19 protein-coding genes are annotated in these 17,758 nt (G+C 57.6%); 14 read left to right on the top strand and 5 right to left on the bottom strand.

All coding sequences use genetic code 11. The annotated features are described in order from the left end of the window. Positions 1-10: 10 nt before the first annotated feature. Positions 11-448: a YhcB family protein gene (locus AOA61_RS03065; RefSeq protein ID WP_032886236.1), complete on the bottom strand. Its 438-nt coding sequence runs from the start codon at positions 446-448 to the stop codon at positions 11-13. 147 nt (positions 449-595) lie between these two features. On the opposite strand from AOA61_RS03065, the gene AOA61_RS03070 reads away from it, so the two are divergent. The 3 genes from AOA61_RS03070 to zapE all read left to right on the top strand — a co-directional run bounded on the left by AOA61_RS03070 (position 596) and on the right by zapE (position 3,779). Further along, positions 596-1,225, top strand: coding sequence for an alpha/beta hydrolase (locus AOA61_RS03070; RefSeq protein ID WP_095183828.1), 630 nt, complete (start codon positions 596-598; stop codon positions 1,223-1,225). A 24-nt stretch (positions 1,226-1,249) separates the two neighbouring features. Continuing rightward, positions 1,250-2,605, top strand: a complete 1,356-nt coding sequence (locus AOA61_RS03075) for a tryptophan--tRNA ligase (RefSeq protein WP_099601126.1) — start codon at positions 1,250-1,252, stop codon at positions 2,603-2,605. A gap of 79 nt (positions 2,606-2,684) precedes the next feature. Beyond that, on the top strand, positions 2,685-3,779 hold the full coding sequence (gene zapE / locus AOA61_RS03080) for a cell division protein ZapE (RefSeq protein WP_032886239.1): 1,095 nt from the start codon (positions 2,685-2,687) through the stop codon (positions 3,777-3,779). Between the two features lie 112 nt (positions 3,780-3,891). On the opposite strand, the gene AOA61_RS03085 is transcribed toward zapE, so the two are convergent. Further along, positions 3,892-4,812, bottom strand: coding sequence for a GlxA family transcriptional regulator (locus tag AOA61_RS03085; protein WP_177326430.1), 921 nt, complete (start codon positions 4,810-4,812; stop codon positions 3,892-3,894). Between the two features lie 220 nt (positions 4,813-5,032). Here AOA61_RS03085 and AOA61_RS03090 point away from each other — a divergent pair, with 220 nt between their 5' ends. Next, complete coding sequence (locus AOA61_RS03090) at positions 5,033-6,169, top strand: acyl-CoA dehydrogenase family protein (RefSeq protein WP_099601127.1); 1,137 nt, start codon at positions 5,033-5,035, stop codon at positions 6,167-6,169. Positions 6,170-6,274: 105 nt separating this feature from the next. Here AOA61_RS03090 and AOA61_RS03095 read toward each other — a convergent pair whose 3' ends face one another. Next, a complete protein-coding gene (locus AOA61_RS03095) occupies positions 6,275-7,315 on the bottom strand; it encodes an NADP(H)-dependent aldo-keto reductase (protein ID WP_099601128.1) in 1,041 nt (346 codons plus the stop codon). Positions 7,316-7,563: 248 nt separating this feature from the next. On the opposite strand from AOA61_RS03095, the gene rplM reads away from it, so the two are divergent. The 8 genes from rplM (at position 7,564) to AOA61_RS03135 (ending at position 13,356) form a co-directional block, all read left to right on the top strand. After that, positions 7,564-7,992: a 50S ribosomal protein L13 gene (gene rplM, locus AOA61_RS03100; RefSeq protein ID WP_003171742.1), complete on the top strand. Its 429-nt coding sequence runs from the start codon at positions 7,564-7,566 to the stop codon at positions 7,990-7,992. 14 nt (positions 7,993-8,006) lie between these two features. Continuing rightward, on the top strand, positions 8,007-8,399 hold the full coding sequence (rpsI, locus tag AOA61_RS03105) for a 30S ribosomal protein S9 (RefSeq protein ID WP_003216038.1): 393 nt from the start codon (positions 8,007-8,009) through the stop codon (positions 8,397-8,399). Positions 8,400-8,665: 266 nt separating this feature from the next. After that, positions 8,666-9,259, top strand: a complete 594-nt coding sequence (gene petA, locus AOA61_RS03110; protein WP_032886243.1) for a ubiquinol-cytochrome c reductase iron-sulfur subunit — start codon at positions 8,666-8,668, stop codon at positions 9,257-9,259. Next, positions 9,259-10,470, top strand: coding sequence for a cytochrome bc complex cytochrome b subunit (locus AOA61_RS03115; RefSeq protein ID WP_032886244.1), 1,212 nt, complete (start codon positions 9,259-9,261; stop codon positions 10,468-10,470). The genes petA and AOA61_RS03115 overlap by 1 nt, the downstream gene beginning before the upstream one ends. Beyond that, complete coding sequence (locus AOA61_RS03120; protein WP_095183832.1) at positions 10,470-11,249, top strand: cytochrome c1; 780 nt, start codon at positions 10,470-10,472, stop codon at positions 11,247-11,249. The genes AOA61_RS03115 and AOA61_RS03120 overlap by 1 nt, the downstream gene beginning before the upstream one ends. Before the next feature lie 148 nt (positions 11,250-11,397). Beyond that, complete coding sequence (locus AOA61_RS03125; RefSeq protein ID WP_032886246.1) at positions 11,398-12,015, top strand: glutathione S-transferase N-terminal domain-containing protein; 618 nt, start codon at positions 11,398-11,400, stop codon at positions 12,013-12,015. A 17-nt stretch (positions 12,016-12,032) separates the two neighbouring features. Further along, positions 12,033-12,452, top strand: coding sequence for a ClpXP protease specificity-enhancing factor (locus AOA61_RS03130; RefSeq protein ID WP_032886247.1), 420 nt, complete (start codon positions 12,033-12,035; stop codon positions 12,450-12,452). Between the two features lie 157 nt (positions 12,453-12,609). After that, complete coding sequence (locus AOA61_RS03135) at positions 12,610-13,356, top strand: FadR/GntR family transcriptional regulator (RefSeq protein ID WP_032886248.1); 747 nt, start codon at positions 12,610-12,612, stop codon at positions 13,354-13,356. Positions 13,357-13,436: 80 nt separating this feature from the next. Here the strand turns inward: AOA61_RS03135 and AOA61_RS03140 are convergent, their stop codons facing one another. Together AOA61_RS03140 and AOA61_RS03145 are read right to left on the bottom strand one after the other, a co-directional pair. Further along, a complete protein-coding gene (locus tag AOA61_RS03140; protein ID WP_032886249.1) occupies positions 13,437-13,679 on the bottom strand; it encodes a hypothetical protein in 243 nt (80 codons plus the stop codon). A 276-nt stretch (positions 13,680-13,955) separates the two neighbouring features. Continuing rightward, complete coding sequence (locus AOA61_RS03145; protein WP_099601129.1) at positions 13,956-15,110, bottom strand: phospholipase; 1,155 nt, start codon at positions 15,108-15,110, stop codon at positions 13,956-13,958. A gap of 234 nt (positions 15,111-15,344) precedes the next feature. Here AOA61_RS03145 and kdgD point away from each other — a divergent pair, with 234 nt between their 5' ends. Together kdgD and AOA61_RS03155 are read left to right on the top strand one after the other, a co-directional pair. After that, positions 15,345-16,256, top strand: coding sequence for a 5-dehydro-4-deoxyglucarate dehydratase (kdgD, locus tag AOA61_RS03150; protein ID WP_032886251.1), 912 nt, complete (start codon positions 15,345-15,347; stop codon positions 16,254-16,256). Between the two features lie 54 nt (positions 16,257-16,310). Further along, positions 16,311-17,756 (top strand): aldehyde dehydrogenase family protein, encoded by a 1,446-nt coding sequence (locus tag AOA61_RS03155; RefSeq protein ID WP_099601130.1) that lies wholly within the window; start codon positions 16,311-16,313, stop codon positions 17,754-17,756. Positions 17,757-17,758: the final 2 nt, after the last annotated feature.

Below are 17,758 nucleotides of genomic sequence, written 5' to 3' on the forward strand. Positions count from 1 at the left end.
TTGAAAATACTTACTTCTTCAAGCCGTAATGCTCATCCAACATCCCAGGGGCGTTTGGCGTTTTTGGCGCGTAGTCCCGTGGTGGCTCCTGGTTTTCCCGAGGTGGGGTCAGGCGTTCCCGCGGAGTTTGCGGTGCATCGGAATGCAGCGCAGCCAGCAGACGCTGACGAGTGATGTCGTCGAGGGCGAGGCGGTTGGCGCCATCGGCGAGATGATCCTGTACTTCCTGATAGCTCTGAGTGAGCTTCTTGACCAGGTTTGCGGTGCTGTTGAAGTGGGTAACAACCTCGTTCTGATAACTGTCAAAACGTTCCTGAATGTCATCCAACTGACGCTGCGTGCGGTTAGGCGCGGCATTCGGCAGCAGGCGAGCAACCAGGAATCCAATGGCGACACCGGCAACCAGGGCAAGAGTCGGCAACAACCAAACTAAGAGCGAGTGTTCCACGAGTCCTTCCTCTATAAACGGCTTTGCTTTACGTTAACGGCTCAAACCTGCGCTGTATACCGCGATTAAGCTCGCAATGATGCCATGCACAGACTTTTAGCTAGACGAGTCGACCCTTTGAGAGGTCACGGAGTTCATTCCTTGCTCATGCGTGAAACCCCCGTTTTGATCGATGGCCCGGTAGGCCAATTGGAAGCCCTGTACCTGGATCACCCCGAGCCACGTGGCCTGGCGCTGATCTGCCACCCTAATCCGGTGCAGGGCGGGACCATGCTCAATAAAGTCGTTTCGACCCTGCAACGTACCGCCCGCGACGCCGGTTTGATTACGCTGCGTTTTAATTACCGTGGCGTCGGTGCGAGTGCCGGTACCCACGACATGGCCACTGGCGAAGTCGACGATGCTGAAGCGGCCGCTACCTGGCTGCGGGAAAAACATCCCGGACTGCCGATGACCTTACTTGGTTTTTCCTTCGGTGGTTATGTGGCAGCCAGCCTCGGTGGTCGCCTGGAAGCCAAGGGCGAAAAACTCGCACACCTGTTTATGGTCGCTGCCGCTGTGATGCGCCTGCGCGACACGGATGTACTGCCCCAAGGCTGCCCGTTGACCCTGATCCAGCCGGAAACCGACGAAGTGGTCGAGCCGCAACTCGTCTACGACTGGTCCGCGGCCCTGAATCGCCCCCATGAGCTGCTGAAAGTGGCAGAATGCGGACACTTTTTTCATGGCAAGCTGACCGATCTCAAGGATCTGGTACTGCCGCGCCTCTCGAATTGATAGCAGTCTGATAAGCGATTACCCATGACGACTCGTACCCGTATCCTCACCGGCATCACCACCACTGGCACGCCGCACCTGGGCAACTACGCCGGTGCGATCCGCCCGGCGATCCTGGCCAGCCAGGACGCCAACGCCGATTCCTTCTACTTCCTGGCCGACTACCACGCCCTGATCAAATGCGATGACCCGCAGCGCATCCAGCGCTCGCGTATGGAAATCGCTGCGACCTGGCTCGCCGGTGGCCTGGATGTGGATCGAGTGACCTTCTACCGGCAGTCCGACATTCCAGAGATCCCCGAGCTCACCTGGCTGCTGACCTGCGTCGCCGCCAAGGGCCTGCTCAACCGCGCCCACGCCTACAAGGCCTCGGTGGACAAGAACGTGGAAGCCGGCGAAGACCCGGACGCGGGCATCACCATGGGCTTGTACAGCTATCCGGTGCTGATGGCGGCCGACATCCTGATGTTCAACGCGCACAAAGTGCCGGTCGGCCGTGACCAGATCCAGCACGTGGAAATGGCCCGCGACATCGGCCAGCGGTTCAACCACCTGTTCGGCAACGGCAAAGAATTCTTCACCATGCCCGAGGCGTTGATCGAAGAAAGCGTCGCCACCTTGCCGGGCCTGGACGGCCGCAAGATGTCCAAGAGCTACGACAACACCATCCCGTTGTTCACCAGCGCCAAGGACATGAAAGACGCCATCTCGCGGATCGTCACCGATTCGCGCGCACCCGGCGAAGCCAAGGACCCGGACAACTCGCACCTGTTCACCCTCTATCAGGCGTTTGCCAGCAAGGCCCAGGAAGAAGAGTTTCGCAGCGAGCTGCTGCAAGGCCTGGGCTGGGGCGAGGCCAAGAGCCGTCTGTTCCAGCTGTTGGACGGCCAACTGGGCGAAGCCCGCGAACGCTATCATCAACTGATGTCGCGCCCGTCGGACATGGAAGACCTGCTGCTGGTCGGCGCCAAGAAGGCCCGTGCCGTGGCCGCACCTTTCCTCGCCGAGTTGCGTGAGGCGGTTGGCTTGCGTTCATTCGTCGAGCAGGCTGCTGCTCCCGTCAGCACCAAGAAGAAAGCCGCAAAAGCAGCGCGCTTTGTGAGCTTTCGCGAAGACGACGGCAGCTTCCGCTTCCGCCTGTTGGCTGCCGATGGCGAGCAACTGCTGCTGTCGCGCAACTTTGCCGACGGTAAAGCCGCTGGCGCAGTGACCAAGCAGCTGCAAAGTGGCGTGATGCTGGACGTGCGTCCTGAAGCCTTGGGCTTCAGCGTTTGGCTGGACGGCGCGGCCGTGGCCGACAGCGCTCAGTTCGCCGACAGCGCGACCCGCGATGCCGCCATCCAAGCGTTGCGCATCGCGTTGACCCCAATCGAGGATTAACCCGACCAAGGGTTGATTGCCATTATCCAGGGCCGTCGTTACAGTGACGGCCCGTTTTTGTTGCCTTGCTAACGAAATTATGACGCCCCTAGAACGATATCAAGCTGATCTGAAACGCCCTGAGTTCTTCCACGACGCGGCCCAGGAAACGGCGGTGCGTCATTTGCAACGTCTGTACGACGACCTGGTCGCGGCCTCGCAAAGCAAGCCAGGGATGCTCAGCAAGCTGTTTGGCAAGAAAGACCATGCGCCGGTCAAAGGCCTGTATTTCTGGGGCGGCGTGGGCCGTGGCAAGACCTATCTGGTCGACACCTTCTTCGAAGCGCTGCCGTTCAAGGAAAAGGTCCGCACCCACTTCCACCGCTTCATGAAGCGTGTGCACGAAGAGATGAAGACCCTGCCCGGTGAGAAAAACCCGCTGACCATCATCGCCAAGCGCTTCTCCGATGAAGCGCGGGTGATCTGCTTCGATGAATTCTTCGTCTCCGATATCACCGACGCCATGATCCTTGGCACCCTGATGGAAGAGCTGTTCAAGAACGGCGTGACCCTGGTCGCCACCTCGAACATCGTGCCGGACGGCTTGTACAAGGACGGCCTGCAACGTGCGCGCTTCCTGCCAGCCATCGCGTTGATCAAGCAGAATACCGAGATCGTCAACGTCGACAGCGGTGTTGACTACCGCCTGCGCCATCTGGAGCAAGCGGAGCTGTTCCACTTCCCGCTGAATGAAGCCGCCCACGAAAGCCTGCGCAAAAGCTTTCGCGCGCTGACGCCGGAATGCACCCAGGCGGTGGAAAACGACAAGCTGATGATCGAGAACCGCGAAATCATCGCACTGCGTACCTGCGATGACGTGGCCTGGTTCGAATTCCGCCAATTGTGCGACGGTCCGCGTAGCCAGAACGACTACATCGAACTGGGCAAGATCTTCCACGCGGTGATCTTGAGCGGCGTGGAGCAGATGAGCGTCACCACCGACGACATCGCGCGCCGTTTTATCAACATGGTCGATGAGTTCTACGACCGTAACGTGAAGCTGATCATCTCGGCGGAAGTCGAGCTCAAGGACCTGTATACCGGCGGCCGCTTGAACTTTGAGTTCCAGCGCACACTGAGCCGCTTGCTTGAGATGCAGTCCCACGAGTTCCTGTCGCGCGGGCACAAACCCTAAGACCGACACAGTAAAAAATGCGGGAGGGGGCTTGCCCTCGATAGCGGTCTTTCAGTAACAGATGCACTGACTGATCCGCCGCTATCGGGAGCAAGCCCCCTCCCGCATTTGCTTACGCGGCCTGCTGGAACTGCTGGCGATATTGGTTTGGTGACAACTCAGTGTGTTGCCTGAACAACCGCGCAAAGAAACTCGCATCGTCGTAACCCACCTCATAACTGATGGTCTTGATGCTCTTGCGACTGCCCGAGAGTAGGCCCTTGGCCGTCTCGATACGCAGTCGTTGCAGGTAATGCAGCGGCTTATCGCCGGTGGCGGTCTGGAAGCGCCGCATGAAGTTGCGGATGCTCATGCCGTGCTCCCGGGCGACGTCTTCGAAGCGGAATTTGTCGGCAAAATGCTCTTCGAGCCAATGCTGGATCTGCAGGATGATCACATCCTGGTGCAGCTTCTGCCCACCAAAGCCGATACGCCCCGGCGAGTAGCTGCGCTGCACTTCGTAGAGAATGTCACGGGCCACGGCCTGGGCGATGTTGGCGCCGCAGAAGCGTTCGATCAGGTAGATATACAGGTCGCACGCCGAGGTAGTGCCACCGGCGCAATACAGGTTGTCGGCGTCGGTGAGGTGCTTGTCCTGGTTGAGTTGGACCTTGGGAAAGCGCTCGCTGAATGCATTGAAGAAGCGCCAGTAGGTGGTCGCCTCCTTGCCATCGAGCAGTCCAGCTTCGGCCAGCCAGAACACCCCGGTGGCTTCGCCACAGAGCACGGCGCCGCGAGCGTGTTGATCACGCAGCCACGGCAGCACTTGGGGGTAGCGGGTGCACAGGGCGTCGAAGTCATCCCAGAAGGCCGGTAATACGATGATGTCGGCGTCTTCGAGGCCGCCGTCCACGGGCATGATCACATCGCTGAAGCTGCGCACCGATTGCCCATCCGGGCTCACCAGGCGTGTTTCAAACGCCGGCGTCAGGCCCAGGCCTTGCTGTTTGCCATAACGCAGGCTTGCGAGGTGGAAGAAATCCTTGGCTTGCATGAGGGTCGAAGCGAATACCCGATCAATGGCCAAAATGCTGACGCGCCTCAGGGGCGTGGAGATTTGGTTAGACATAATTTCATTTATTCTTATAGGGGAAAGTGGTCACCAGACGGCTGGATCGTCTTATTTTTTGTCGCATGTGTCCAGTGTCCTGTCATGCTTTCGCGGCATAGGCTCTGTGGGCTTGTTTTTGTCCGACAATCCACGCAGGTGACCCATGATTCCCAGAACTTTGTTCAGCCCTGAGCACGAACTCTTTCGCGAGAGCGTGCGCACCTTCCTCGAAAAAGACGCTGCGCCGTTCCATGGGCAATGGGAAAAACAGGGGTATATCGACCGCACTCTATGGAGCAAGGCAGGGGAGGCGGGGATGCTGTGCTCCCATCTTCCAGAGGCGTATGGCGGGTTGGGTGCGGACTTTCTCTACAGTGCGGTGGTGATTGAGGAGATCAGTCGGCTGGGCCTGACCGGTATTGGTTTCTCTCTGCATTCGGACATCGTCGCGCCTTATATCCTGCATTACGGCAGTGAGGCGCTGAAGCACAAATACCTGCCCAAATTGATCTCCGGCGAGATGGTCACCGCCATCGCGATGACCGAGCCGGGTGCCGGTTCCGACCTGCAAGGGGTCAAGACCACCGCCGTGCTGGATGGCGACGAGTATGTGATCAACGGTTCCAAGACCTTTATCACCAACGGCTATCTGGCCGAGCTGGTAATCGTCGTGGCCAAGACCGATCCCAAGGCCGGCGCGAAGGGTACCAGCCTGTTTCTGGTGGAGGCTGACACGCACGGCTTCGCCAAGGGCAAGCGGCTGGAGAAGGTCGGCATGAAGGCCCAGGACACCTCGGAGCTTTTCTTCCAGGACGTGCGGGTGCCCAAGGAAAACCTGTTGGGCCAGGCGGGCATGGGCTTCGCCTACTTGATGCAGGAACTGCCCCAGGAGCGATTGACCGTGGCCATCGGCGCGATCACCTCAGCCGAAGCGGCGTTGCAATGGACGCTGGAGTACACCCGTGAACGCAAAGCGTTCGGCAAAGCGATTGCCGATTTCCAGAACACGCGGTTCAAGTTAGCGGAGATGGCGACTGAGATTCAGATCGGCAGAGTGTTTGTCGATAAATGCATGGCGCTGCACCTGGAGGGCAAGCTGGATGTGCCTACAGCCGCGATGGCTAAGTACTGGGCCACTGACCTGCAATGCAAGGTGCTCGACGAATGCGTGCAGTTGCACGGCGGTTACGGCTTCATGTGGGAGTACCCGATTGCACGAGCCTGGGCGGATGCTCGGGTGCAGCGGATTTATGCGGGAACCAATGAGATCATGAAGGAGATCATTGCGCGGGCGCTTTGATTTTTTGCTGGTCTTGGAGCGTCATCGGGGGCGAGCCCCCTCCCACACGTGGAGTGCATGCCAATGTGGGAGGGGGCTTGCCCCCGATAGCGGTCTACAGATCAATCAAGGCGCAGGATTCGGATGATCCTTCTGAATCGCCTCAATCCCTTCCAGTACTTCCTTCGACAGCTTCAGATCAGCACTGGCGATGTTGCTGTCCAGTTGCTCCAGCGACGTTGCGCCAATAATGTTGCTGGTCACGAACGGTTGCTGGGTCACGAACGCCAACGCCATCTGCGCCGGGTCCAGGCCATGCTCCCGAGCCAGTGCAACATATCGGCTGCAAGCCGCTTCCGACTGCGGGTTGAAGTAACGGCTGAACCGGCTGTATTCCGTCAGACGCGCTTTCGCCGGGCGTGCACCACCTTCGTATTTCCCGCTGAGCATGCCGAATGCCAGGGGCGAGTAGGCCAGCAGGCCGCACTGTTCACGAATGGCGACTTCCGCCAGGCCCACTTCAAAGCTGCGGTTGAGCAGGTTGTAGGGATTCTGGATCGACACTGCACGGGGCCAGCCACGGGCTTCGGCCAGAGCGAGGAATTTCATGGTGCCCCATGGGGTTTCATTGGACAGGCCGATGTGGCGAATCTTGCCGGCTTTTACCTGTTCGTCCAGCGCTTCGAGGGTTTCTTCCAGTGGGGTGAGGTCGTCTTCGTCCTTGTGCTTGTAGCTCAGTTGGCCGAAGAAATTGGTGCTGCGCTCTGGCCAGTGCAATTGATAGAGGTCGATCCAGTCTGTTTGCAGGCGCTTGAGGCTGGCGTCCAAGGCGTCGACGATGTGCTTGCGGTTGTGGCGCAGGTGGCCATCGCGGATGTAGTCGATGGTGTTGCCGGGGCCGGCGATCTTGCTGGCGAGGATCCAGTCGGCACGGTCGCCACGGCTTTTGAAGTAATTACCGATATAACGCTCGGTGGTGGCATAGGTGTCGGCCTTGGGCGGCACCGGATACATTTCGGCCGTGTCGAGGAAGTTGATCCCCGCGGCCTTGGCTCGCTCGATCTGCGCGAAGGCCTCTGCCTCGCTGTTTTGCTCGCCCCAGGTCATGGTGCCCAAGGCTATCGCGCTCACGTTCAGATCCGTACGGCCCAGCTGTCGATAATCCATCGGGTACTCCTTCGGGGAAAACAATCATAAAAGCAGGTTGAATTTTTTTTCGCAATCTGCATAATTGCCCACCTCTTTCTGCAGTGGAAGTGATGCGCCGCCTGCCGAAGAATCTTGCCGTTGAACGGACGCGCCGACCCGAGCCCCCGATAGCGTCTGTATCCGGCTGCCTTTGACTTGTCAAAGTACGCACTATTCAGTAAGATCCGCCGTCTAATTTACAGGGCGGCCCCTGAGGCTATTAAAGAATGACAACTTTTACTGCAAAACCGGAAACAGTTCAGCGCGACTGGTTTGTCGTCGACGCCGCTGGTCAGACCCTGGGTCGTCTGGCCACTGAAGTCGCCAGCCGTCTGCGTGGCAAGCACAAGCCTGAGTACACCCCTCACGTTGATACCGGTGACTACATCGTGATCATCAACGCTGAGCAGGTACGTGTTACCGGCAACAAAGCGCAAGACAAAATGTACTACCGTCACTCCGGTTTCCCAGGCGGTATCAAGTCTTCGAACTTCGAAGGCCTGATCTCCAAGAAGCCTGAAGCCCCGATCGAAATCGCGGTCAAAGGTATGCTGCCTAAGGGCCCACTGGGTCGCGATATGTTTCGCAAGCTGAAAGTCTATGCGGGCGCTGTACACCCTCATGCTGCTCAGCAGCCCCAAGAACTGAAGTTTTAACGGAATAGTTCATTATGTCGGCGACTCAAAATTACGGCACTGGCCGTCGCAAAACCGCAACCGCACGCGTTTTCCTGCGTCCGGGCACTGGCAACATCTCGATCAACAACCGCACTCTGGAAAATTTCTTCGGTCGCGAAACTGCCCGCATGGTAGTTCGTCAGCCGCTGGAACTGACCGAGACTGTTGAGAAGTTCGACATCTATGTCACCGTTATCGGTGGCGGTGTAAGTGGTCAAGCTGGCGCAATTCGCCACGGTATCACTCGCGCTCTGATGCAGTACGACGAAACCCTGCGTGGCGCTCTGCGCAAAGCTGGCTTCGTTACTCGCGATGCTCGTGAAGTTGAACGTAAGAAAGTCGGTCTGCGTAAAGCGCGTAAGCGTCCGCAGTACTCGAAGCGTTAATTCGCTTTACGTTCCACAAAAACGCCCAGCCTCCTCACGGAGCTGGGCGTTTTTTATTGCCTGCGATTTATCTAGATTTTTCGCCGTGACAACTTGCCACATCCGTAGACCCCCTATACTACAAGGCCTGGAGGCAGAGCCTCGGGCAATTCCCTTGTCATACGTGGGGCTTTTCATTACCATCCGACAAAATTTTTATAAGTAAAGATTCAATACTTAGTAGACGCCTGATTTAACAGGCCAAAAAGCTGATGGGAGAGGACTGAATGAGCAATGACGGCGTGAATGCAGGCCGGCGTCGCTTCTTAGTAGCAGCCACATCCGTGGTGGGTGCTGCAGGAGCGGTGGGGGCTGCGGTCCCGTTCGTGGGGTCATGGTTTCCCAGTGCCAAGGCGAAAGCCGCAGGTGCACCGGTGAAGGTGAATGTCAGCAAGATCGAGCCAGGCCAGCAGATGATTGCTGAGTGGCGCGGCCAGCCAGTCTTCATCGTTCGTCGTACTGAGGAAATCCTGGGGAATCTGAAAAAGATCGAAGGCCAGTTGTCTGACCCAAAATCTGAGAATTCCGACCAACCCGCCTACGCCAAAAACGAAGTGCGCTCGATCAAACCAGAGATTCTGCTACTGGTTGGTCTATGTACCCATCTGGGGTGCTCGCCCACCTTCCGCCCGGAAGTAGCCCCGGCAGATCTGGGGAAGGATTGGGTCGGCGGCTATTTCTGCCCGTGCCACGGTTCTCACTACGACCTCGCCGGTCGTGTCTACAAGTCCCAGCCTGCTCCTTTGAACCTGCCCGTGCCTCCGCATACCTACGAAACTGACGACCTTATTGTCATTGGCCTCGATAAGGAGAACGCGTGATGAGCAAGTTCATGGATTGGGTAGATGCGCGCTTCCCCGCCACTAAGATGTGGGAAGACCATCTCAGCAAGTACTACGCGCCAAAAAACTTCAACTTCTTCTACTTCTTCGGCTCCCTGGCCCTTCTGGTGCTGGTCAACCAGATCGTGACCGGTGTATGGCTGACGATGAGTTACACCCCGTCAGCGGAGGAGGCGTTTGCTTCCGTTGAAGGCATCATGCGTGACGTCAATCATGGCGCGATCCTTCGATTGCTGCATGCCGTGGGCGCGTCGATGTTCTTCATCGTCGTGTACCTGCATATGTTCCGTGGCCTGCTCTATGGTTCGTACCAGAAACCCCGCGAGTTAGTGTGGGTCTTCGGCATGCTGATCTACCTGGCGCTGATGGCCGAAGCCTTCATGGGTTACCTGTTACCTTGGGGGCAGATGTCGTACTGGGGCGCCCAGGTGATCATCTCGCTGTTCGGCGCGATCCCGGTTATCGGCAACGATCTGACCCAGTGGATTCGTGGTGACTACCTGATCTCCGGTATCACCCTGAACCGCTTCTTTGCCTTGCACGTGGTGGCCTTGCCTATCGTGATCCTAGGCTTGGTGGTTCTGCACATCTTGGCGTTGCACGAAGTTGGCTCTAACAACCCGGACGGCGTGGACATCAAGAAGCACAAGGACGAGAACGGCATCCCGCTGGATGGCATCCCATTCCACCCGTACTACACCGTGAAAGACATCGTCGGCGTGGTCGTGTTCTTGTTCGTGTTCTGCTCGATCGTGTTCTTTTTCCCGGAGATGGGCGGTTATTTCCTGGAGAAGCCGAACTTCGAACAGGCCAACGCTTTCAAGACACCTGAGCACATTGCCCCGGTTTGGTATTTCACGCCGTTCTACGCAATCTTGCGGGCCATCCCCGACAAGCTAATGGGCGTGATCGCCATGGGTGCAGCCATTGCCGTGCTGTTCGTGTTGCCTTGGCTCGATCGAAGTCCGGTCAAATCGATGCGCTACAAAGGCTGGCTGAGCAAGATCTGGTTGTGGGTGTTCTGCATTTCGTTCGTGATCCTGGGTGTGTTGGGCGTATTGGCGCCAACTCCTGAACGTACGTTGCTGTCGCAGGTCTGCACCTTCCTGTACTTCGCCTACTTCATTCTGATGCCGTTCTATACCCGGCTTGAGAAGACCAAACCGGTTCCGGAAAGGGTGACTGGCTGATGAAAAAATTATTCGTTGCATTGATGCTTGCGGCGCTGCCGCTACTGTCCTTCGCTGCCGAGCACGGTGGTCCGGAGCTGGAAAAAGTCGATATCGACGTGTCTGACAAGGCTGCCATGCAAGACGGCGCGCGTACGTTCGCCAACTATTGCATGGGCTGTCACAGTGCCAAGTTCCAGCGGTACGAGCGGGTTGCCGATGATTTGGGCATTCCCCACGAACTGATGTTGGATAAGCTGGTGTTCACCGGTGCCAAGATTGGCGACCACATGAATATTGGTATGCAACCGGCGGACGCCAAGGCCTGGTTCGGCGCCGCACCGCCTGATCTGACCCTGGTAGCCCGTGTGCGCGGCACCGACTGGCTGTACGGCTACCTGAAGTCGTTCTACGAAGATCCGGCCCGGCCTTATCGCGTGAACAACCGAGTATTCCCGAACGTCGGCATGCCTAACGTTCTGGTCGGCCTTCAGGGCAAGCAAGTGGTAGGATGCAAGCAGATCCAGGTCGTTGAAGACGGTAAGAAGCAATATGATCCGTTGACCGGTACGCCTTTGACTCATGAAGCGTGCGATCAACTGAAGATCGAAACCCCCGGTTCGCTGACTGACGAGCAGTTCGACGAGAAGGTCAAGAACCTCGTGACCTTCCTGGCCTACTCGGCCAACCCGGTCAAACTGCAGCACCAGCGCATCGGTACTTACGTCTTGCTGTACCTGGCTTTCTTCTTCGTATTCGCCTATCTGCTCAAACGCGAATACTGGAAGGATGTGCATTGATCCAACCGTAAGCAATTGCTGTTAATCTTGCGCGCCCAGCGGCATCTCTGAATACGTAGCGAACGGGTTAACCCGCCGTTACAGAGATGCTCTCTGGGCGCGCTCGTTTTTGAGCTTCCGATAATTTCAACAAGCGAGGAGGACCGCCATGGGCGTGACCAATCGGTTGGCCTGTTACTCCGACCCCGCCGACCACTATTCCCACCGAGTACGTATCGTGCTCGCAGAGAAGGGTGTCAGCGCCGAGATCATCAGTGTGGAGGCGGGCCGTCATCCGCCAAAACTGATCGAAGTGAACCCTTACGGCAGCTTGCCCACCCTGGTCGATCGTGACCTGGCGTTGTGGGAGTCGACCGTGGTGATGGAATACCTGGATGAGCGTTATCCTCATCCGCCTTTGCTGCCGGTATATCCGGTGGCGCGTGCCAACAGTCGCCTGCTGATCCATCGGATCCAGCGCGACTGGTGTGGGCTGGTGGATGTGATTCTGGATTCGCGCAGCAAAGAGGCGGCCCGTGTCGTGGCGCGTAAGGAATTGCGCGAGAGCCTGACCGGCGTTTCGCCGTTGTTCGCCGATAAACCTTTTTTCCTCAGCGAGGAACAAAGTTTGGTGGATTGCTGCCTATTACCGATACTCTGGCGTTTGCCGATTCTCGGTATTGAACTGCCGCGGCCGGCCAAGCCGCTGCTTGATTACATGGAGCGCCAGTTTGCGCGTGAGGCTTTCCAGGCAAGTCTGTCTGGTGTCGAACGCGATATGCGCTAAGGCTTAAGGAGCCGTTGATGAACTCCAGTCGACCTTACCTGGTCCGCGCGCTCTACGAGTGGATTGTGGATAACGATTGCACCCCGCACATGCTGGTCAATTCCGAATTTCCTGCGGTTCAGGTACCGCAGGGTTTTGCCAGTGACGGGCAGATTGTGCTCAATGTATCGCCGAGTGCCGTGCGCCACCTGCACATGGACAATGAGGCGGTCAGTTTCGAAGGGCGTTTTGGCGGTGTACCGCACACGCTCTACGTGCCGATTGGCGCCATTCTTGGGATTTATGCTCGGGAAAATGGTCAGGGCATGGTGTTTGATCTGGAGTCACCTTTCGAGGACGACGAATCGATCGAAAGCGAAGAAGGTGATGATCTGCCGCCACCAGATGCCGAGCCACCGCGTCCTAGCGGCCGGCCTAGCCTGAAAGTGGTGAAGTAATCGGCGCTTGCCTTCGGGGGTGCCTGAAAAATGCCTCGATTTGTGTCGGGGCATTTTTTTGCGTGAAGGATATAAGTGAAAGTCGCGACTGAACGGTGATCGTACAACCGCCATGGGCTATGATGCCTCTTTACTCAACCGAGATAGATGATTCCACATGGAAAACGCCAGCACCGCCCCTCGTCTTCCCCGCAAGCGCCGCAGCCTTGCCCAGGAATTGGTCACGGTGCTGTCTGAGCAGATCCGTGACGGCGAACTCAAACGGGGCGACAAGCTGCCCACGGAGTCCGCGATCATGGAGGCCCATGGCGTCAGTCGCACTGTAGTGCGCGAAGCCATCTCACGTTTGCAGGCGGCGGGGCAGGTGGAAACCCGTCATGGTATCGGCACTTTCGTGCTGGACACGCCGAGCCCCAGCGGTTTCCGGATTGATCCCGCCACGGTCGTGACCCTGCGCGATGTGTTGGCGATTCTGGAGTTGCGTATCAGCCTGGAAGTGGAGTCTGCCGGCCTGGCGGCCCTGCGTCGTAGCGAAGAGCAGTTGGCTGCGATGCGTGCAGCACTCGATGCGTTGAATGAAAGCGCCGCGCACGCCGGCGATGCCGTCGCCTCAGACTTCGCATTTCACCTGGAAATCGCACTCTCCACCGGCAACCGTTACTTCACCGACATCATGACGCACCTGGGCACCAGCATCATTCCACGTACCCGCCTGAATTCGGCGCGCCTGGCCCATGATGATCAACAGCATTACATGGGGCGCCTGAGCCGTGAGCACGAAGAGATTTACGAGGCGATTGCCCGCCAGGACTCAGATGCGGCGCGGGCGGCGATGCGTTTGCACCTGACTAACAGCCGTGAACGGCTGCGCCATGCCCATGAAGAGGCTGAAAGGGCAGGCTGATCAAGCCGCCGCTGGTTGGTATCACTGGGCGGCTTGGTGATCAGGGTGTCTAGCTTGACGATGTGCCATTCAGCGTTTTTCTATGACTGTTGCCTTGATTGGATATAGGCAGCCAATTCGTCCAGTGTTGGTTTCTCGGCCACGTCGTCAGGCAGTTGTAAATGAAGCTCCGTCATTGACGAGTTGATCACCCGAAGCCTTTCTTTCTTGTCAGCGATCAGCTCAGCCAAAGGCCTATCGGGATCAAAGTCTTGATCTTTTTCATCCCGACTGGCTTCGAAACCGGATGCCAGTAGGCCGAAAATTTCATCAGTGGTTTTCATGAAGCACCTCTCTTCTCAGTGTGAGTTCTAGAAGCAGAATCAAGCACGGACTGGAACCTGCGCCACGTTACGACCTCTTGATGTTCGTGGTGTCAGTTCCGTTGTCGGCATATTCGGAATGGGGCATGGCGACGTCCTGATGCGGCGACTTCAGGTATCAGGAGAGCTACAGCGAATCGCCTCAGGAGCTAATGCCTTAGCCCCTGAGGTTTTTTATCCCTCGTTTATGAACTGTGCATAACTGTTAGAAATCACAGTATCGACAAACGGTAGTGTCTAGGTCTGAGGACTCGGCTTGTAGTCCTTAAGCAACAAATACGTACTCCACCCCCACCAATCATTGGTCCAATGCTTGTCGTTCAGGTCATTCACGTCCTTGCGGCGCAGCACTTTTTCACCCTCCATCTTGAACAATGGCGAGAAGTTATTTGCCGGGTTCTGTGCTGCGTTCAAATCCGGCACATACAGTGGAGCCTTGAAGTTGGCCGGGGAGGGCGCGATACCACTGATGAAGGTCTCAAAGATCTCGTCTGCGGATGCCTGAACGGCGCGTTTGACCTGTGCTCGATTGTTGGCGTCAACGGTATCGAAATAGCGCTTATCTCCATAGGCGTGCCACTCATCACCCATGGCATTGCGCACCTTCAGCCCGAATTTGCTGTCTTCATCGTGCATGAAGCGACTGATCAGCGAGCCCAACTCTCCCGGCGTGACCACCGCCGCGAGTTGCTTGCGTGGCACCCGCAAGTGGCCGGCGGAAAACAGATCGGTCAAGAAGTGATCAGCAAAACTGTTCATGGCATACGCCAGTTCCAGTGCCTGATCGGTACCGGTTTGATGCGCTATCACGGCCTGTTGCAACGCTGCCGTATGCCCCGCCAGGTAGGCCGATAGCGCCCATTCGCCGAAGTGATCGGCGTTGTCCGCCGCCAGTTTCAGGTAACGGCCCAGCGGAACCAGCGCCGATAACGTACTGCCGCCCCCGGTGATGCGGTTCCATTCCTCGGACAACGTATCACCCAGCGCGTCATAGGCTTCATGGGGTTGTTTGCCATCTTTAATGGCTTGATTGACCGCGCTGATTTCCTTTTGCATCACCGCGAGAATCTTTCCTGCTTCATCCCTTGATGCCGGCAACACTGCCAGCGAGTTAAAGGCGGCGGTGAAGCGTTGCACGCGCTCGGCAGGGGAGGCGCCATCGCTGATCGGCTTGCCAGGAATGCCATAGAAGTCACCACCTAGGGCAATCACTTGGCCGTAAGTCAGTGCCAGCCCATTGGGTAGGTGCAGTTCGACTTGCCGGGCGGGAATCGCCGGGGCGTTCGTATTGAAGCGCAACAGTGTGTCGTCGCCGATGGCAGTGTGTTCGCCACCTTCGAAACGTAGGATCGGTTGAGTTTTTTCGGGTGCTACGAGATCAAGACCTGACATGTTAGCTCCTTGCTATGTCGTAGGAATCTTCCGTAATGTCTGTATGTATATACAGCGCTGACGAGCATAGAGGATAAATTTCCTACGTCAAGAACGCTTCTATCAACACCGTTTAAACCGAAGGTCGATGAATTGCAGTTGACGAATCTTTTTATAGTTGTACGATGACGTACGACATCACCAAAACCAACAACAATCTTTCGACAGAAAGTCTTTACCCAGGGTGTTCGAATAATGAATCCACAAGAGCTGAAGTCCATCCTCTCCCACGGTCTGCTGTCTTTCCCGGTGACCGATTTCAACGCCCAGGGTGACTTCCACCAAGCGGGCTATATCAAGCGTCTTGAATGGCTGGCCCCTTACGGCGCCACCGCATTGTTCGCCGCAGGCGGCACGGGTGAGTTTTTCTCCCTGGCGGCCAGCGAATATTCCCAAGTGGTAAAGACCGCTGTTGATACTTGCGCCACCAGCGTGCCGATTCTCGCCGGTGTTGGCGGTTCGACACGCCAAGCCATCGAATATGCCCAAGAGGCTGAACGCCTGGGCGCTAAAGGTCTGTTGTTGCTGCCGCACTACCTCACCGAAGCCAGTCAGGACGGCGTTGCAGCCCACGTTGAAGCCGTGTGTAAATCGGTCAAAATCGGTGTGGTGGTCTACAACCGTAACGTGTGCCGCCTGACCGCTCCGTTGCTGGAGCGTTTGGCCGAGCGCTGCCCGAACCTGATCGGCTACAAGGATGGCCTGGGCGATATCGAGTTGATGGTGTCGATCCGCCGCCGTTTGGGCGATCGTTTCAGCTACCTCGGCGGCCTGCCGACTGCAGAGGTTTACGCCGCTGCCTACAAGGCTCTGGGCGTGCCGGTGTACTCCTCGGCGGTGTTCAACTTCATCCCGAAAACCGCGATGGACTTCTATCACGCTATTGCCAAGGATGATCACGCCACCGTCGCCAAGATCATCGACGACTTCTTCCTGCCTTACCTGGACATCCGTAACCGCAAGTCCGGCTATGCCGTGAGTATCGTCAAGGCAGGCGCAAAAATCGCTGGCTATGACGCAGGCCCAGTGCGTACGCCGCTGACCGACTTGCTGCCGGAAGAATACGAAGCCCTGGCCGCGCTGATCGACAAGCAAGGTCCGCAATAACCCATTCACAAGGCCGCTGAGTAATCAGCGGCCTTTTGCGTCAGGAGAAGATTCGTGTCCCAAGTCCAACGTTACGAAAACTACATCAACGGCCAATGGGTAACCGGCGCCGACTACTGCACCAACCTCAATCCCTCGGAGTTGTCTGATGTCATTGGCGAATACGCCAAGGCTGACGTCACTCAAGTCAACGCTGCCATCGACGCCGCCCGCGCAGCATTTCCGGCGTGGTCCACGTCCGGTATCCAGGCGCGTCATGATGCGTTGGATAAAGTTGGCAGCGAAATCCTCGCGCGCCGTGAAGAGCTCGGCACCCTGCTGGCCCGGGAAGAGGGCAAGACCTTGCCTGAAGCCATCGGCGAAGTGACCCGCGCCGGTAACATTTTCAAGTTCTTCGCCGGTGAGTGCCTGCGTTTGTCCGGCGACTACGTGCCGTCGGTACGCCCGGGTGTCAACGTTGAAGTCACCCGTGAAGCGCTCGGTGTGGTCGGCCTGATCACGCCGTGGAACTTCCCGATCGCCATTCCTGCATGGAAGATCGCCCCGGCGCTTGCTTACGGCAACTGCGTAGTCATCAAGCCGGCCGAACTGGTACCGGGCTGCGCCTGGGCCCTCGCAGAAATTATCTCCCGCACCGGTTTCCCAGCCGGTGTGTTCAATCTGGTGATGGGCAGCGGCCGCGTGGTAGGCGACGTGCTGGTCAACAGCCCGAAAGTCGACGGCATCAGCTTCACCGGCTCCGTCGGTGTGGGCCGTCAGATCGCCGTCAGCTGCGTGTCGCGCCAGGCCAAAGTGCAGTTGGAAATGGGCGGCAAGAATCCGCAGATCATTCTCGACGACGCCGACCTCAAGCAAGCTGTCGAGCTGTCGGTACAGAGCGCGTTCTACTCCACTGGCCAGCGTTGCACCGCGTCCAGCCGTTTGATCGTCACCGCTGGTATTCACGACCAGTTCGTCGCGGCCATGGCCGAGCGCATGAAGTCGATCAAGGTTGGCCACGCGTTGAAAAGCGGTACCGACATCGGTCCGGTGGTTTCCCAGGCTCAGTTGGATCAGGACTTGAAATACATCGACATTGGCCAAAGCGAAGGCGCGCGGCTGGTCAGCGGTGGCGGCCTGGTGACGTGTGACACTGAGGGTTACTACTTGGCACCGACGCTGTTTGCCGACAGCGAAGCCGCCATGCGCATCAGCCGTGAAGAAATTTTCGGTCCAGTGGCAAACGTTGTGCGCGTTGCGGACTACGAGGCTGCACTGGCCATGGCCAACGACACCGAATTCGGTTTGTCGGCGGGCATTGCGACCACATCATTGAAATACGCCAACCACTTCAAGCGCCACTCCCAGGCTGGGATGGTGATGGTCAACCTGCCCACGGCAGGCGTGGATTACCACGTTCCGTTCGGTGGCCGTAAAGGCTCGTCCTACGGCTCGCGGGAGCAAGGTCGCTATGCACAAGAGTTCTACACAGTGGTGAAAACCAGCTACATCGGCTCGTAAGA

The organism is Pseudomonas sp. 2995-1 (genome assembly GCF_002742505.1).
Classification (GTDB): Bacteria; Pseudomonadota; Gammaproteobacteria; order Pseudomonadales; family Pseudomonadaceae; genus Aquipseudomonas; species Aquipseudomonas sivasensis.

Coding starts and splice junctions, on each gene's coding strand:
- AOA61_RS03070 (WP_095183828.1), top strand. CDS start 596: ATGCGTGAAACCCCCGTTTTGATCGATGGCCCGGTAGGCCAATTGGAA.
- AOA61_RS03075 (WP_099601126.1), top strand. CDS start 1,250: ATGACGACTCGTACCCGTATCCTCACCGGCATCACCACCACTGGCACG.
- zapE (WP_032886239.1), top strand. CDS start 2,685: ATGACGCCCCTAGAACGATATCAAGCTGATCTGAAACGCCCTGAGTTC.
- AOA61_RS03085 (WP_177326430.1), bottom strand. CDS start 4,812: ATGCAAGCCAAGGATTTCTTCCACCTCGCAAGCCTGCGTTATGGCAAA.
- AOA61_RS03090 (WP_099601127.1), top strand. CDS start 5,033: ATGATTCCCAGAACTTTGTTCAGCCCTGAGCACGAACTCTTTCGCGAG.
- AOA61_RS03095 (WP_099601128.1), bottom strand. CDS start 7,315: ATGGATTATCGACAGCTGGGCCGTACGGATCTGAACGTGAGCGCGATA.
- rplM (WP_003171742.1), top strand. CDS start 7,564: ATGACAACTTTTACTGCAAAACCGGAAACAGTTCAGCGCGACTGGTTT.
- rpsI (WP_003216038.1), top strand. CDS start 8,007: ATGTCGGCGACTCAAAATTACGGCACTGGCCGTCGCAAAACCGCAACC.
- petA (WP_032886243.1), top strand. CDS start 8,666: ATGAGCAATGACGGCGTGAATGCAGGCCGGCGTCGCTTCTTAGTAGCA.
- AOA61_RS03115 (WP_032886244.1), top strand. CDS start 9,259: ATGAGCAAGTTCATGGATTGGGTAGATGCGCGCTTCCCCGCCACTAAG.
- AOA61_RS03120 (WP_095183832.1), top strand. CDS start 10,470: ATGAAAAAATTATTCGTTGCATTGATGCTTGCGGCGCTGCCGCTACTG.
- AOA61_RS03125 (WP_032886246.1), top strand. CDS start 11,398: ATGGGCGTGACCAATCGGTTGGCCTGTTACTCCGACCCCGCCGACCAC.
- AOA61_RS03130 (WP_032886247.1), top strand. CDS start 12,033: ATGAACTCCAGTCGACCTTACCTGGTCCGCGCGCTCTACGAGTGGATT.
- AOA61_RS03135 (WP_032886248.1), top strand. CDS start 12,610: ATGGAAAACGCCAGCACCGCCCCTCGTCTTCCCCGCAAGCGCCGCAGC.
- AOA61_RS03140 (WP_032886249.1), bottom strand. CDS start 13,679: ATGAAAACCACTGATGAAATTTTCGGCCTACTGGCATCCGGTTTCGAA.
- AOA61_RS03145 (WP_099601129.1), bottom strand. CDS start 15,110: ATGTCAGGTCTTGATCTCGTAGCACCCGAAAAAACTCAACCGATCCTA.
- kdgD (WP_032886251.1), top strand. CDS start 15,345: ATGAATCCACAAGAGCTGAAGTCCATCCTCTCCCACGGTCTGCTGTCT.